At 55.9% G+C, this 16,468-nt stretch carries 10 protein-coding genes; 2 read left to right on the top strand and 8 right to left on the bottom strand.

What is annotated here, in order from left to right; genetic code table 11:
• The 8 genes from PMI17_RS25455 to PMI17_RS22295 all read right to left on the bottom strand — a co-directional run.
• Positions 1 to 6,022 (bottom strand): Ig-like domain-containing protein (locus PMI17_RS25455; protein WP_036622064.1); only part of this gene is annotated, 6,022 nt, incomplete at its 3' end.
• A gap of 235 nt (positions 6,023 to 6,257) precedes the next feature.
• Entirely contained in the window at positions 6,258 to 8,309 is a 2,052-nt protein-coding gene (locus tag PMI17_RS22270) for a pyridoxamine 5'-phosphate oxidase family protein (RefSeq protein WP_007893067.1), read from the bottom strand.
• A 9-nt stretch (positions 8,310 to 8,318) separates the two neighbouring features.
• On the bottom strand, positions 8,319 to 8,936 hold the full coding sequence (locus PMI17_RS22275) for a glutathione S-transferase family protein (RefSeq protein WP_007893070.1): 618 nt from the start codon (positions 8,934 to 8,936) through the stop codon (positions 8,319 to 8,321).
• Between the two features lie 138 nt (positions 8,937 to 9,074).
• On the bottom strand, positions 9,075 to 9,587 hold the full coding sequence (locus PMI17_RS22280) for a ferritin-like domain-containing protein (RefSeq protein ID WP_007893072.1): 513 nt from the start codon (positions 9,585 to 9,587) through the stop codon (positions 9,075 to 9,077).
• Between the two features lie 70 nt (positions 9,588 to 9,657).
• The gene (locus tag PMI17_RS25025; protein WP_007893075.1) at positions 9,658 to 9,840 is read right to left on the bottom strand and encodes a general stress protein; all 183 of its coding nucleotides are present in this window, start codon (positions 9,838 to 9,840) and stop codon (positions 9,658 to 9,660) included.
• A 356-nt stretch (positions 9,841 to 10,196) separates the two neighbouring features.
• Entirely contained in the window at positions 10,197 to 11,603 is a 1,407-nt protein-coding gene (locus PMI17_RS22285) for an MFS transporter (protein ID WP_007893076.1), read from the bottom strand.
• Positions 11,604 to 11,763: 160 nt separating this feature from the next.
• On the bottom strand, positions 11,764 to 12,852 hold the full coding sequence (locus PMI17_RS22290) for a tartrate dehydrogenase (protein WP_007893079.1): 1,089 nt from the start codon (positions 12,850 to 12,852) through the stop codon (positions 11,764 to 11,766).
• Between the two features lie 14 nt (positions 12,853 to 12,866).
• Complete coding sequence (locus PMI17_RS22295; RefSeq protein ID WP_007893082.1) at positions 12,867 to 14,177, bottom strand: MFS transporter; 1,311 nt, start codon at positions 14,175 to 14,177, stop codon at positions 12,867 to 12,869.
• 131 nt (positions 14,178 to 14,308) lie between these two features.
• Here PMI17_RS22295 and PMI17_RS22300 point away from each other — a divergent pair, with 131 nt between their 5' ends.
• Positions 14,309 to 15,217 carry a LysR family transcriptional regulator gene (locus PMI17_RS22300; RefSeq protein WP_007893084.1) on the top strand — a complete coding sequence of 303 codons (909 nt, stop codon included), beginning with the start codon at positions 14,309 to 14,311 and terminating at the stop codon, positions 15,215 to 15,217.
• 224 nt (positions 15,218 to 15,441) lie between these two features.
• Positions 15,442 to 16,401, top strand: a complete 960-nt coding sequence (locus PMI17_RS22305; RefSeq protein ID WP_193372792.1) for a LysR family transcriptional regulator — start codon at positions 15,442 to 15,444, stop codon at positions 16,399 to 16,401.
• Positions 16,402 to 16,468 lie beyond the last annotated feature (67 nt).

The raw sequence follows: 16,468 nt of genomic DNA on the forward strand, positions 1-16,468 counted from the left end.
TTCCCCCCGCCATATCGGCTTGTGCGATAGACAGCGGTTGGGCAGCGGGCTGCTGAACGTCAGCTTCCTCACTGAACAGCGCAGGCTCCGCAGAACTCAGCAGATCGGCGGCTGAAATATTCAGCAGCGATGCCTCAGATTCCGCAGGGGCAGTCTGAACATTAAAGCTATTAGGGTAACTCTCCAGATAGAGGCTTTTTACCACAATAGAGTGCGGACCATCTTGCAGCTCAGGGACAACAAACGACCACGAGCCGTCCAGCAGGGTCTGTACCGAACCGATAGGTTTACCATTGTCCAAAATTTCCAACAGGATATCTTGTCCAGCAAAACCTTTCAGCGTAGGGGTTGAGTCAGAAGAAATCTGACCGTTTCCAATCAGAATTTCACCCTGTTGATCATCATAGACGCCGCATGAGATTGCCATATCATACGGTGACGCCAGCTCGAAGCTAAAATCAATGCTCTCAACCTGACCTTCACCAGTGACTTTCACCAGATTATTGCCCGATTTCAACGGCTCGGTGACATCGAAGTTCCAGCGACCGTACTCATTGGTTAGCGCCGTTCCATGTGTCTTACCGTTGATAGTGATGGTGACGACCGAACCTACTGCTGCAATACCGCTAAACGACGGTGTGTTGTCGTAAATCGCTGTGCTATGACCAATAGCAAAACGCTCAACACCCTCGTTGTAGGTACTCACACCTTCCAGCACCAAAATACGCGAGAATTCGGCTGGCACCACGGTGAAGGTAAATGCCTCACCGTGATATTTTTCGTTCGATCCCGCCGTGATATTGTGTTTACCCAGCGACAGCGCAGTTTCAACCTGGTACGTCCATGAACCGGTGGCACTAGCGCGCGTTTCACCAATTTGAACGCCATTATCGAAGATCTTCACCAGCGCATTGCTATCGGCTTTTCCTGCCAGGAACGGGGCATTGTCATCACTTTCACCGTTGGCTTTGATAAAGCCAGACTTAAAGAAGTTATCGTAGGCACTGGTAACTTCATACGTCGTGCCTTTCGGTAGTGGATTTTCTGGATCAGGTGCCACTACGGTGAAGACAAAGGCGGGGCCATAATGCTCGGCATCAGGTCCTGCACTGATTTCATGCCTACCCAGCGACAATGCGGGTTGAGGTTTGAACGACCAGAAGCCAGACGCTTCAGCGGTTGTTTCACCGATCTTCACGCCATTATCGAAGATATGGACCAGCGCATAGCGCGATGCCTGCCCTGAAAAACGCGGAGTTGCGTCATCACTCTCGCCGTTCTGTGGAATACGTCCTGATATCAGCTCGCTATCGTAGGCATTGCTGACTTCGTAAATGATCTGGATCGGTAATGGGTTTTCTGGATCTGGCGCAACCACGGTGAAGCTAAAGGCTGGGCCTTGATGTTCAACATCGGGTCCTGCAGTGATGTCATGTTTACCCAGCGTTAACGCAATTTCTGGTTCGAACGTCCATATGCCAGACACATCAGCGCGTACTTCACCGATCTTATTACCATTATCAAAGATCTGGACCATGGCATAGCGTGTAGCCTGGCCGTAAAGGCGCGGGGTTGCGTCATCTGTCTCGCCATTAGCAAGAACGTGGCCCCGCTCCAGTACGTCATCGCTCGCCCTGATAACGGTGTAAGTCACCTCTGGCTCAACCGGCGGTTCAACGACAGTAGGTTCGGTGATGTCGAAGGTGTACGTCTCGCTGGTATTACCTTCTTCAGCGACGGCCACGATGTGATGTGGGCCGATACTCAGCGGCTCGGTAAAGGTAAAGGTCCAGCTGCCGTCGGCTAAGGTCCTGGTTTCACCGATGAATTTGTCATTTTCATACAGTTTGATCACCACATTTTTTGGGCCGCCGCCGCGCAGATCGGGCGTGGTATCGGCGGTTGAATTCCAGCTCGACTCCTCACCGGAGTTGGCATAAACAGCATTCGCACTCACCGGTACTTTCACCACCAGCACAAACGTATCGCTATCCTGACCATTGTCGGCTTTCGCCACAAAGTTATGTGAACCTTGTCCCAGATAGTCATGAACGATGAATGACCAGGTGCCAAGATTGGATGTTCTCGCCACCCCGATTTTTACATCATTGTCATAAATGGTAATCAGGCTGTTAGGCTCAGCGAAGCCGGCAAGCGCTGGCTTGTCATCCTGAATAACATCATGCTCTTTCAGATAGCCGGTTTTGTTTCCAACCTTGGCAAAACCGTAATCAATTTTGGTTTCACGCACAGGCTGAGGTTCTGGCTCAGGCTCAGGCTCAGGTTCTGGCTCTGGTTCCGGCTCTGGTTCCGGCTCAGGCTCAGGTTCTGGCTCTGGCTCGGGTTCTGGTTCAGGTTCTGGCTCAGGCTCTGGTTCAGGCTGAGGTTCCACTGGTGCATCGATATACAGCGTAAATGGATTACTTTCGCTGCCGTCTTCACTTTTCACCGTGATGATATGCTCGCCGCCGCCCAGTTCCTGCTCGAAGTTCCAGCGTCCGCCCCAGCTTGATAAGACCGAGCCGATCTCAACCCCGTTATCGAAAATAAAGATCAGCGTATTTGGCTTCGCGGTACCGTTAAAGTGTGGTGCCGTGTCTTTGACGGTGTCATTGTTGCCGACTTCACGGTCATAGCCGAAGCTGTCATCAAATGCGCGATCGATGGTGACATCTGGCGTCTTCACCGGTGCGGTGATGTAAATCGTAAACGGATCGCTTACGCTGCCGTCTTCGGTTTTCACCGTGATGATGTGTTTGCCCGCGCCGAGTTCCTGCTCGAAGTTCCAGCGTCCGCCCCAGCTCGATACCACTGAGCCGATAGGAACCCCGTTATCGAACACAGTGATTACCGTATTCGGTGCCGCTTTGCCGTTAAAGTGCGGCGCGGTGTCACTGACGGTGGCGTTGTCGCCCACTTCGCGGTCATAACCGACGCTATCATCGAATGCGCGATCGATAGTGACGGGCGTCGCGGCGACGGTGAAATCATAGGCTTCACTCTCGCTGCCTTCGCCTGCCTTGAAGGTGATGCTGTGCGCGCCGCCTTTCAGCTCGGCGGTGTAGCTCCAGTAGCCCCAGGCATTAGACACCGCGGTACCAATAGGCTGACCGTGGTCATACACGGTGATTTTCGCATTCGGTCCCGCTTGCCCGCTAAAGCTTGGCGACGTGTCATTGATGGTGGCGTGGCGAGCAAAGTTTTGGCTGTAGCCTAACGAGTCGTCGTAAGCATCATCAACGGTGATCGGCTGGCTATCCGGCGTCACCACCGTGAAGTCAAACGGATCGGTTTGGTTATCTTCGCCTGACTTGAAGACGATCTTGTGCGCGCCGCTGTTCAGGAGAGCGGTATAAGACCAGTATCCGGTGTGATCGGGTGTAATGACGCCAATCGGCTGACCGTTGTCATATACAGTGATTTTCTTACCCGGCTCGGCGTGACCCACAAAACGCGGCGTTGAGTCGTTGATGGTGGTGTTGCGTTCAAAATCACGTTGGTAACCCTGCGAGTCGTCATACGCGTGGGTGATGGTAATCGGCATCACTTCCACGGTGAAATTAAACGCATCACTCTCGCTGCCTTCGCCGGCTTTAAAGGTGAAGCTATGCGCACCTGCCTTCAGCTCAGGTGTGAACACCCACTTACCGTTGTGATCGGACATGGTGAAGCCGATAGGCTGACCGTTGTCATATACATTGATTCTGAGATTCGCGCCTGATGTGCCGTTAAAGCGCGGCGTGGTGTCATTGGTGATGCCGTTCTCCGTCACCAGCTGCCAGACAGAATGCGCGTTGTCATACACCTCGTCCACGATGATCGGCTGGCTTTCAGCTAATACGATGGTGAAGCTAAACACCTTGCTCGCGTTACCCTGAGCATCCTTAAAGCTGATGTTATGCAGACCGCTGCCCAGTTCCGGCGTGTAGATCCACTCGCCGCGGGCGTTGGAAGTCATGCTGCCGATCGGCTCGCCGTTATCATACACGGTGATCAGCACATTCGGGCTGGCCTTGCCGTTAAAGCGCGGCGTGGTGTCGTTGGTGGTGCCGTTCTCCGCAATGCGCTCCCACACATAATTACTGCTCTGATATACCTCTTCGATGGTGATTTGCGCATCGATGGTGAAGCTGAACACCTTGCTCTGGTTGCCCTGCGCGTCTTTGAAGCTGATGTGGTGCTCACCGCCGCCCAGCTCCGGCGTGAAGACCCACTCGCCGCGAGCGTTAGAGGTGGTGCTGCCGATCGGCTGACCGTTGTCATACACGGTGACCAGCACATTCGGGCTGGCCTTGCCGTTAAAGCGCGGCGTGGTGTCGTTGGTGCTGCCGTTCTCACTGATGCGCTCCCAGACATAATTGGTGTCCTGGTTTACCGCTTCGATAGTGATGTTCGCGTCGATGGTGAAGCTGAACACCTTGCTGCCGTTGCCCTGCGCATCCTTAAAGCTGATGTTGTGCAAACCGCCGCTCAGCTCTGGCGTGAAGACCCATTCGCCACGGGCGTTAGAGGTGGTGCTGCCGATTGGCTCACCGTTGTCATACACGGTGATCAGCACATTCGGGCTGGCCTTGCCGTTAAAGCGCGGCGTGGTATCGATAGTGGTGCCGTTCTCAGCAATAGATTCCCAGACATAATTGATGTTCTGGTTCACTTCTTCGATGGTGATTTGCGCATCGATGGTAAAGCTGAACACCTTGCTCTCGTTGCCCTTAGCATCTTTAAAGCTGATGTTGTGCATGCCGCCGCTCAGTTCCGGCGTGAACACCCATTCGCCACGCGCGTTAGCGGTGGTGACGCCGATGGGCTTACCGTTGTCATACACGGTGATCTGCACATTCGGGCTCGACTTGCCGTTAAAGCGCGGCGTGGTGTCGTTGGTGGTGCCGTTCTCGGTAATCAGCTCCCAGACATAATTGGTGTTCTGGTTGACCGCTTCGATGGTGATATTCGCGTCGATGGTGAAGCTGAATACCTTGCTCTCGCTGCCTTCGCCGGCTTTGAAGCTGATGTGGTGCTCGCCGCCGTCCAGTTCCGGTGTGAACACCCACTCGCCGCGCGCATTAGAGGTGGTGACGCCGATCGGCTCACCGTTGTCATACACGGTGATCTGCACATTGGCGCCCGCTTTGCCATTAAAGCGCGGCGTGGTGTCGATGGTAGTGCCGTTCTCAGCAATGCGCTCCCAGACATAATTAGTGTTCTGGTTCACCTGTTCAATGGTGATCAGCTGGGTTTCCGGGCCTTCAATCACCGGATCTACTGGCTCAACAATCACCGGCTCTTCCGGTTCTGCGCTGCCGATGATTTCGAAATTAAACGGTTTGGTGGTATTGCCGTTGCCAGCGTCAAAGGTGAGGGAGTATTCGCCCAGGCCCAGCGTCGGGAAGAACTCCCAGATACCCTGGTCGTCAGAGGTGATGGTGGCTATTGGTTTGCCATGATCGTAGACGGTGATAGTGATATTTGGATCGGCAAGGCCCACAAAGCGCGGGGTGGTATCCTCGATTTCATCGCCGGGCACAAGGGGGATGCTTTTCTCATCCCTATCAAAGGCCTGCCCCTTCAACTCAATAATCTGCGAATCTCTAGCCAGTACGACATAATCGAACGAATCACTTGAGGTCTCTGAGCTGAAAACCAGGTGGCGCGGTCCAATCTCTAAAGGCGGATTGGGGGTGAAATGCCAGTTGCCCTCAATATTCGCGACCGCCTGGCCAATTTGTTTATCACCATCGAAAATGGTAATTAAGGTGCCGGGATCGGCGGTGCCGACAAAACGTGGCGCGGCGTTTTTATAGATGCCGTCAGGTAAAATCTGTCCTCCTTTTTCATCGTCAGCCACATACCAGATGGAAACAGGTTTGGTTTCAGCCGTTGAGGCGTTGATAATGACAGTCTGTTCTGCTGCTGGTGACGGTGCTGCATGCGCGCTGACATGGGCCGGCGCAGCGCTTAAAACGGAAACCGTTGCGTTCTCGTGACTGGAACGATGCACGCTATTTTTTTTGGATTCTTCCATGGTGTTCATTCTCAAATACTCAGCTACATCCTATACGCAGCTAACGGCGCCATAATAAGGGCCGCGAAAAAAGTATTTATGAGACGTGGCTCAAAGCCACTTTGCATCGCCTTTATTATTTGACGTTAAATTAATTAACATTAAAAACAATCAGTTGCGTATGATTCGGAGAGTTAAACTTTTCGTTAATATTTCACTGCGCACACGCTGTCTTGATGGCGGTGGATTGCCCCCCTCACAACGCCAAATGAATCGCCTGTTCGTCACCTTCCTGCTGCGCGGGCTGCGCACAGCAAATCAGCACTTCATCTTCTGCCACGCGGGCGCTGGGCGGCGCTTTATAGGTCACTGCGCCCTGCAACAGTTTGGTTTTACAGCTGCCGCAGTGTCCGGCACGGCAGCTGTAGGCCGGGCTCAGGCCGCGCGCTTCGGCCAGCTCCAGCAGTGAACCGGCTTGCGGCGTCCAGCGCGCTTCCTTCATCGAGTCCATAAACTTCACCGGTACCGATTCAGTCGCCACCGGCGGCAGCGGCTGTGCTTCTGCAACGCCATCGCGGCTACGCTGCAACGATGACGGCCCAAAAGCTTCGGCGTGAATGCGGCGATCGGCAATGTTGTAGGCGCGCAGCCCGTCGTACAGCGCCTGCGTGAATTGCGGCGGCCCGCACAGATAGAAGTCGTAGTCATTGAACGGCAGCAGCTGCGACAGCAGCGCCATATCGATGCGTCCGGCGACGTCGTAATCCAGATCCTGCTGCGCATCTGCCGTTTGGCTCAGCACGCGCACCAGCTTGAGCGCGCCCTGCGCCTGCGCCAGCAGCCGATCGATTTCGCGCACGAAAGGGCGCTCGGCTTTGCTGCGCGCCGACTGCAGCAGAAACGTCGGCCGCATCCGCTGTTTGCGCTGCCCCTCAAACACCAGATGGCGCAGCATCGCCAGCATTGGCGTAATCCCCACGCCCGCAGCAAGCAGCACCGCCGGACGCGTTTCGCTGGTATCAATAGTGAAATCACCCGCTGGTGCGCGCGTTTCCACTATGTCGCCAACCGCAAGCTGCTGGTGCAGATAGCTCGACACCGCACCCTCACGCTTAACGCTGATGCGATAAAAACCGTCGGCGGGCGCGACTGATAAGGTATAGGCGCGCATTAGCGGCTTGTCAGCGCCCGGCGGCTGGACGCGAATCGGCAGATGTTGGCCGGCCAGATGCGGCAGCAAACCGGCACCATCAGCCGGCATTAAATGAAACGAGCGGATGGTGGCGCTCTCATCGACAATTTTCGTCACCCGGAACGGCCGCCAGCGCGTTGCCAGCTCCGCCGCACGCAAACGCTCGGCGGCAGTTTGCCAGTCACCGGTCATCAGTGAAGCGGGCGCGCTGCCATCGGCTGGCGTTTGCCAGCGCAGGGCGAGGGCGGCACGACGGCGCACGATGCGGCGCGCGCGAAACGTCCACAGCCGCTCAGCCCCCTGAAAAGCGGCGATCTCCGGCGAGTCGAGTATCACCGCCGCTTCGCCGCTCATCTGCAGCGTGTCGCCGCTGGCGTAATCAATAAACAGCAATCCTGCCTGGCCATTCTGATGGATATTGCCGAGCGTGGAGAAGAACAGGTTGCCGTTGAAATCGGGAATGGTCAGCAGGCCATCATCGCCGACGCGCACGAAGCCGGGCTTGCCGCCACGATGCGAGGCATCCACCTGGCGATGCGGTTGATCGTTGTAGGTCGCCACGTAAAAGGTATCCGCTGCGGCGATGCTGGCGCGCGCCTCATCATCCAGCGCGTTGAGCGTTTCCACGGCGCCGTGATAAGGCGCGGCGGGATCGCGTGCAAACTGAAAATCACGCAGCTGAATATAGCGCGGACAGTTGCCAAAACTCTGCTCTACCTGCACGCGAAAACCGCCGCCAATCGCCTGCAGCACGCCATTCATGCGGTTACGCCGCCGCGTGTGCAGCTCAATACCGAGCAGCCCGATCGGCGCTGCATCCTGCATGCCGGCCGCCGCCGGATCGCTGGCATCGGCGTGCACGGCGATATCCAGCGTGGTGGCGTTGGGCGAGAAGATAAAACCGGGCTGGCCTTCCAGCAGCGTGGCCCAGGCATCGCCGTGCGCATCCACGCTGCCCGCGATAATAAACGGCAGCTGCGCGTAGAAATCACGATGCTGATCGGGCATGTGATCGCGCACCACCCGCTGGCCCACTTCCGCCATGCGATCCGCCACGCCCGCCTGCTGCTGCAGCGCAATTTCACCCGCATGCCACACTGACAGTTTCTCGCCCATGATCGTCTCCTAAGCCTGGCTGCGCAGGCCCGCAGCGGTTTGCGGGAAGGGCACAAAGCCCGGTAGCGCTTCAATGCGGCGCAGTAAAGCGTTCACCGCCGGGTAGCCTGAGAGATCGACGTTGCCTTCCGGCGCACCGGCAATGTAGCTGTACTGCGCGATGTCGGCGATGGTCGGACCATCGCCCACCAGCCATTCACGCCCTTCAAGGTGCTGCTCAATGCGTGACAGCACCAGATGGGCGCGGGCGATGACTTCTTCTGGATTGAATGGCCGACCAAACACGGTAATTAAGCGTGCCGCCGCCGGGCCAAAGGCGATATCACCGGCCGCCACGGTAAGCCAGCGCTGCACCGCCGCCGCACCGCGCGCATCTTCCGGCAGCCACTCGCTGCGCCCGGTTTTCTTCGCCAGATAGACCAGAATGGCGTTGGAGTCGGCAATATACACGCCGTCATCTTCCAGCACCGGCACCTGGCCGAACGGGTTCATGGCGAGGAACGCGGGCGTGTGGTGCTCGCCCGCTTTGAGATCGACATCCACAACTTCATGCGGCACATCCAGCAGCGACAGGAACAGACGAGCGCGGTGCGCATGACCAGAGAGGGGGAAGTGATAGAGTTTCATGATGCGATTCCTTAGGTGATGCTCGGGATGATCCCGAGCCTGACCATAAGGTTCGCACAGACAATTGCGGGGCAGAATAGCCGGATTAGCGAAGTCATTGTTGCGAAAAATGGAAGAGTCTCGACGGTTTGATGAGCGCTATTTCTTGGCCTCAACGCCCGGCGTGGCGTCACGAATTAAATACTGCTCTGTTACCTGCGGCAGATGCGTCAAGGTCCAATCCGCCATCGCGATTTCCTGGTCGCGAATACGGTTAAAGATCTCGGCACTTTGGTGATCGTTAAGATGCTGCGCCGCCGCAATCAGCGAGGTGTAGCTGGCGATCTCAAGGTGTTCAAACACGTTGCCGCTGATGGCGCCTTTCACCACTTCATCTTCCACCATGACACCGCCGATGGACTGGCCGAAGGCCGAGATTTTGCCGGCGATATCTTTCAATACCGATTGTGAAGTGGAGTAGCGGTCAATAACGCTCTGTACTAATACCTGGTGTTCACGGGTTTCAACCAGATGTTGTTCGATACGTAATTTAAGATCCGGATAGTGTTCAAGGCGCGACGCCATTTTTTCCAGCATCTTTTCGGCCTGTTTTTCCATCGCATGGGCATCTCTCACCCAATCGAGAAAGTGTGCTTCGCTGTTATTACTCATCGTATGGCTCCTTACTTAAAATAAAGGGAGCTGCAGCTAACGCGGATATTTATCGCTAGCCGCAGTGACATTACTCAGGGGATTTATCCACGACGCGACGGCTTTTTTTACCGCCTTTTCGTCCCGCTTCTATCGCGCGCTCGGGATTATTTCGGAAATTACCGCCGCTAAGCTGGCCGCCTTTTTTACCCGCCTCGCGGGCTCTTTCGGGGTCCATAGCAAAATTGCCAGAACCGCCACGTGGTGTTGTCATAATCAATGCCTCAAATAAGTTAGATAACTATTATTTCAGTTACCACTTAAGGCTAGTCGTTAAAGCCTAACGCACAAGGTAGGCTAATTAGGAGTTATCTTATTAGTGTTGAAAAGGCTCGCTTATTTCTCGTTATTTAATTTATTATTTTGTCGGAATGATAAATATATTCCCCTGGCTTAATTATGCGTAACATAATTACCCGTATCGCTTATATTTAATTTAATTTTCAAGCTGATGAAATTAAACACCATTAAGGTTATTTTTTTACTATACGGAGAGATGATTACTATTTGGATTATTAGCCCTTCTCTTCAAAGGGCTATGAACCATTTATTTACTTATACTGGGCAACTTTATTTCACCAGCACCTGTGCACCGGCATTTTTCTCCAGTCGACACACATCAACTAGCGAAAGCAGCACTAATAACGCGACGCCGGCGAAAGCGATGTGAATGTCGCTTTGCGCAATGGCCGTATGATCGTGCCACAGCATGGCGCCGCGCAGGAACAGCGCGGCCAACGCGATACCCGCGCTCATGCTGAACTGGAAGAAGATGCTGAATACCACCGACGCATCGCTCATTTTGGCCTGCGGCACATCGGCGAAGCCGAGGCTGTTGTAGCAGCTGAACTGTAGCGAACGCGACAGCCCGCCAATAAACAGAATCGCCGCAATTGCGAAATAGCCGAGTGACGGATTGAGCAGCAGGCAGCCCAGCATCGCCGCCAGACTGATGACGCCGTTAACCATCAGCACCCGACGAAAACCCCAGCGCTTCATCAGCCAGGTGGTCGCCGGCTTCATCGCCAGATTACCGGCAAACACCCACAGCACCATCGCGCCCGCCTGCGCCGCGCTCCAGCCAAAACCGAGCTGGAACAGCAGCGGCAGCAAAAACGGCACAGCATTGATGGAGGCGCGGAAGAACGATCCGCCCATCACCGCGTTGCGGAAAGTGGCAATTTTCAGCGCGCTAAAGGGCAGCAGCGGCTGCGCATGGCGGAAGCTGTGACGATAAGCCAGCCAGCTGCTCAGCACGCCGAGCAGCAGCAGCGGCACGCCGAGGTTGAGATGCATCTGCCCCAGCGCTTCCAGCGCGATAATCAGTGAGGTGCAGGCGGTGGCGGTCAGCACGAAGCCCTGCACATCAAAGCGGCGCGGTTGCTCGGTTTTGAACTGCGGCACCAGATAGCCGGTCGCGATCAGCGCGAGGATGCCGAGCGGAATGTTGAGCCAGAAAATCCACGGCCAGTGACCATACGTGACAATCAGTCCGCCAAGCGGCGGGCCGAGCACCGGCGCAATCAGCCCCGGCCAGGTGATAAACGCGATGGTTTTCACCATCTCTTTTTTCTCGGTAACGCGCAGCACCACCATGCGCCCGACCGGCACCATCATCGCACCACCAATGCCTTGCAGAATGCGGCTGAGCGTGAACATCGCCAGCGTGTCGCTCAGGCCACATAGAATGGAAGCGAGCGTAAAAATCAGAATGGCGCTGGCAAACACCGTACGTGCGCCGAAGCGCTCCGCCAACCAGCCGCTCATCGGGATGAAAACTGCCACCGCCAGTAAGTACGCACTCACACCCACGTTGAGCGCCACCGGGCTTGCAGCGAAATCACGCGCCATCTGTGGAATGGCGGTGGTGATCACCGTGGCATCCAGGTTTTCCATAAAGAAGGTCACGGCGACCAGCAAAGCTAACATCATGGTGCGATTCACGTTCGGACGGGCTTCTCTGCCTGAGTGCGTCATGCGGGATCCTGCAAAAAACAACGGTAGGCAGAGACTGTTAATGAAAAATGCTTAGGGTGCAAATCAAATCACAGCATGCACCCGTCGTAGCGGCGCCATTCATTGCGCGATAAATCGCGCCGCTACGGAGGGTGCGATGGTTGGACCCGCACTGGGCAAATCAGATGGCTTCTGCCACGCTGGCTTTGGACGTAATAAACTGCACTACCGCACGCGTCACCTCGGCGGTGTTGGCCGTGCCGCCGACATCCGGGGTCAAAATGCCTTTGGCGCAGACAAACTCGATGCCTTGCATAATCAGCGCCGCCGCGTCGCGCTCGCCGAGATGCTCCAGCATCTGCACTGCGGTCCAGAAGGTGGCGATCGGGTTGGCAATGCCTTTGCCGGTGATATCAAACGCTGAGCCGTGAATCGGTTCGAACATCGATGGGAAGCGACGCTCGGGATCGATATTGGCGGTCGGCGCCACGCCGAGACTGCCCGCCAGCGCGCCAGCCAGATCCGACAAAATATCGGCGTGCAGGTTGGTGGCCACGATGGTGTCGAGGCTTTGTGGATGCAGCGTCATGCGGTGCGTCATGGCATCAACCAGCATTTTGTCCCACTGCACGTCCGGGAACTCCAGCGCCACTTCGGCGGCAATCTCATCCCACATCACCATGCCGTGACGCTGGGCGTTGGATTTGGTCACCACGGTGAGCAGTTTACGCGGGCGCGACTGCGCCAGTTTAAAGGCATAACGCATGATGCGCGTTACGCCGACGCGGGTGAAAATCGCCACCTCGGTGCCGACCTCTTCCGGCAACCCGCGGTGCGCGCGCCCGCCGTTGCCGGAATATTCGCCCTCTGAGTTCTCCCGCACGATGACCCAATCAAGATCGCCAGGACCGCGATTGCGTAGCGGTGACGTCACACCTGGCAGGATTTTGGTGGGGCGCACGTTGGCGTACTGGTCAAAGCCCTGACAGATCGGCAGACGCAAACCCCACAGCGTGATGTGATCCGGCACGTCTGGTGCGCCAACTGCTCCGAAGTAAATCGCATCGAACTTCTTCAGCGTTTGCAGGCCCTCTTCCGGCATCATCACGCCGTGTTGTTTGTAGTAATCCGAACCCCAATCAAAGGTCTCGACATCGAACTTCAGCTGCGGATCCTGGCGCGTCAGCGCGTGCAAGACTTCCACACCGGCAGAGATCACTTCCGGGCCAATACCGTCTGCGGGAATTGCGGCAATCGAATAGTTACGCATGTTGTTTCTCCAGATTAATGAGTATGAGGATGAGGAAGCTCGGCCGTTTGCGGCTTATTGCCGCTGGTAGAGAGCAGCAGAACCACGATGGCGGAGATCGCCAGCAGTCCCGCCACGAAATAGAGGCCCCAGCTGTAGCTGCCGGTTTGCTGGCGAATCACGCCAATCATCATCGGGCCGACAAAACCGCCGAGGTTGCCAATCGAGTTGATGGTGGCGATGCCCGCCGCCGCCGCTGGACCGCTGAGGAACAGCGTTGGCATGCTCCACAGCGGCGGTTTGGCGGCGCTGATGCCGACGGTCACCAGCGTCAGGGCGATAATCACCGTAAACAGCGTGCTGACGTTGCCGGCATAAATCAGTCCGGCCGCCGCCAGTAAACAAGCGCCGATCACGTGCCAGCTGCGCTCTTTGGTGCGATCCGAATGGCGTGCCCACAGGATCATGCCGATCACGCCGATTACCGCCGGGAAGGCGTTGAGGAAACCGATCTGCATTGAGGATGCGCCAAAGCTGCGGATGATTTGCGGCGACCAGATGCCCAGCGTGTACAAGCCCGCTGAGGTGCCGAAATAGACCAGCGCCAGCGCTAAAACGCGCTTATCGGCCAGTCCGCGCCATGCGCTGCTGTGGCTTTGACTGGCGGCGCGCGCCTGTTCTTCCGCCCGCATAGTGTTTTCCAGCCAGGCGCGCTCCTCATCGTTCAGCCACTTCGCTTTTGCCGGACGATCGGTGAGGTAGAACAGCACCACAATGCCGAACAGCAGCGCCGGAATGGCTTCCAGCACAAACATCCATTGCCAGCCGGCGTAGCCCAGCAGGCCGTGCATCTCCAGCAGCGCAGCAGAGATTGGCGAACCGAGCGCCGTTGAAAGCGGTGCGGCAGCCATAAAGATGGCGGTGACCTGCGCGCGTTTCGCCGCCGGGAACCAGTAGCTGAGATAGAGAATGATGCCGGGGAAAAAGCCGGCTTCAGCCACGCCGAGCAGGAAGCGCAGCACATAGAAGCTGGTGGTGCCCTGCACGAAGGCCATGCAGCCGGAGACTAATCCCCAGGTGATCATCACGCGGGCGATCCAGATGCGTGCGCCAACTTTATGCAGAATTAAATTCGACGGTACTTCAAACAGGAAATAACCGAGGAAGAAAATTCCGGCGCCAAAACCAAATACCGTGGGCGAGAAACCTAAATCCTGATTCATGGTTAATGCAGCAAAACCAATATTGACACGATCGAGAAAGGCGATGAAGTAGAGCAGCATGATGAAGGGCACAATGCGTAACGTCACTTTACGCATCACCCTTTTTTCGAGGTGAGAGTTCATATTAAAGTGCTCCAGATTGTGTAGGGGTAGTATTATTTTTTTGTCTTCGCGTTCAGTATGCAGTTTTGCTTTGGCGGATCATCAGGCGGGGATTATATAAAGTATTTGCATAATCAACGGGCGAGGGAAATGTGGATATAAATCAATTGCGTTGTTTTGTCGCCGTGGGTAAAGAACTCCATTTTGGGCGCGCTGCCCAAAGAATGGAAATGATGCCTGCGTCACTTTCTCGCTTCATCCGTTTACTGGAAGAAGACCTTGGCGTGCGCTTGTTAAATCGTTCGACGCGGAATGTTTCATTAACCGCCGAAGGTGCAATATTTTTTGATGAGGCCAGCAAATTAATCGATCAATTTGATGCGCTGGCGCAGCGATTTAAAGTGGGATTAAAAGATGAACGTCGGACATTACGCATTGGCGCCATCGATAGCGCCGCACGCGGATTAGTTCCGGCTTTACTCAACTTATTTGTGCCGCTGCATCCGCACAGTGATATTCATATTATTGAAGACAAAACCATTAATTTAATCCCGAAATTAAAATCGGGCTGGCTGGATATGATTTTTATTCGCGAACCGCAAAGTATCGATGCGTCTTTAGCGGTGCGCTTTATTACCCGTGAAAGCTGCGTGCTGGCGGTGCCAATTCAGCATGCGCTGGCGCAGCGCGAACGGGTGGCGGTGGCTGATTTTCAGCATGAAGCGATGATTATTCCCGATCGCCGCACGCGCCCGCACAGCCACGATCTGACGATGAGTTTGTTCAAACTGGCGGGATTTACGCCGCACATCGCGCAGTTCGCCGAAGAGAAACAAACCATTTTGAGTTTGGTGTCGGCCGGTTTGGGATTGGCCGTGGTGCCCGCGTCGTACCGCACGATGAATAGCGACAGCGTGCGCTATATTGCGCTGGTTTTACCGGAACAGATTAAAGGTTTGCCGCTGAGCATTGCCTGGCAGAAGGGCAACGAAGACGCATTTTTACTCGAGATGCTGCGGCTGCTACATGAGAATGAATGTGAGTTGACGGAGAAGTTGTGATTTCCCTCACCCTAACCCTCTCCCAGAAGGAGAGGGAATGATTAGGTGGGAGAAAATGCTGAATTCCGCAGAGGACGGTTCCCTCTCCCGCCTGCGGGAGAGGGCTAGGGTGAGGGACAAAGCGCACTGTCCACCCAGTGGCTAATTCCCGCGACTCTCTCTATGATGAAAACTTTCCCGCGCCAATGTCGGGAGTGATCAATGAGTTAGGGAAAAATCGCGCGATGACCATTTTAAACGACCTGGATTTGCGGCAGCTGGAAGCTTTCTCGGCGGTGATCTCTGCCGGGAGCGTCACGGCGGCGGCGAAGGCGCTCAATCGCTCGCAGCCGGCGGTATCGCGCTTGATTCAGGAACTGGAACAGTCGCTCGGTTATCCGCTGTTTATCCGCAACGGCCCGCGCATTCATCCCTCGGAAGAGGCGTTGCAGCTGCATCAATACGTGCAGAAAGCGCTGCTCTCGTTGCAGCAAATCCGCCTGCGCGCGCAGGAGATCGCTCACCAACAGCATCGTCCGCTGAGTATTGCCGCCACGCCCGCGCTGGCGGCGGGGTTGCTGCCGCAGGCGCTGGCCGCACTTAATTTGCAGAACAAAGTGCAGATCATCAGTGAATCCGCGGTCAATACCGCGCATGCAGTGATCACCGCGGAGGCCGATCTCGGTTTGTGCAGCTTGCCGCTGGAGCATCATGCGGTGGAGCTGCACTGGATTGGGCAGTCGCAGTGCGTCGTGGCGCTGCCGGAGAACGATGAGCTGGCGGCGCAAACGCGGCTGTCGCTCAGCAGCCTGGCGGGACGCCGTTTGATTGCGCCGTGGAGCCCGCAGCGTCTACGCGGGCGCTATGAAAAAGCGCTGAAAAAGGTCAAAACGCCGCTGCATGAAACCATCGAGACTAACTCCTCCGCCAATATTCTCGGCTGCGTGCGCGCCGGATTGGGCGTAGCGATTCTTGAGCCGGTGACCGGTTGGGGCATGCCGCTGGCCGGTGTGGCGATTCGTCCATTGGAGGAGGATATTCCGTACTACTTTGGCGTGATCACGCCGCAAGGGCGACAAATATCCACCGCTGCACAGGCCTTGGTGGAGGCCTTAGCCGACGCTGCGGCTCATCTGCTACCGGGCTTTGAACGCCTGCCTGCCAGCGAGCATCCGCGCATTATGCGCCTGATTAATCAGGATTAAACCTCTCACCCAAATCATATTTTGTAGCGGCGCAATTTATTGCGCGATAAATCGCGCCGCTACGGAA

This window comes from Pantoea sp. GM01, assembly GCF_000282675.1.
GTDB lineage: Bacteria > Pseudomonadota > Gammaproteobacteria > Enterobacterales > Enterobacteriaceae > Pantoea > Pantoea nemavictus.

Coding starts and splice junctions, on each gene's coding strand:
- PMI17_RS22270 (WP_007893067.1), bottom strand. CDS start 8,309: ATGGGCGAGAAACTGTCAGTGTGGCATGCGGGTGAAATTGCGCTGCAG.
- PMI17_RS22275 (WP_007893070.1), bottom strand. CDS start 8,936: ATGAAACTCTATCACTTCCCCCTCTCTGGTCATGCGCACCGCGCTCGT.
- PMI17_RS22280 (WP_007893072.1), bottom strand. CDS start 9,587: ATGAGTAATAACAGCGAAGCACACTTTCTCGATTGGGTGAGAGATGCC.
- PMI17_RS25025 (WP_007893075.1), bottom strand. CDS start 9,840: ATGACAACACCACGTGGCGGTTCTGGCAATTTTGCTATGGACCCCGAA.
- PMI17_RS22285 (WP_007893076.1), bottom strand. CDS start 11,603: ATGACGCACTCAGGCAGAGAAGCCCGTCCGAACGTGAATCGCACCATG.
- PMI17_RS22290 (WP_007893079.1), bottom strand. CDS start 12,852: ATGCGTAACTATTCGATTGCCGCAATTCCCGCAGACGGTATTGGCCCG.
- PMI17_RS22295 (WP_007893082.1), bottom strand. CDS start 14,177: ATGAACTCTCACCTCGAAAAAAGGGTGATGCGTAAAGTGACGTTACGC.
- PMI17_RS22305 (WP_193372792.1), top strand. CDS start 15,442: ATGACCATTTTAAACGACCTGGATTTGCGGCAGCTGGAAGCTTTCTCG.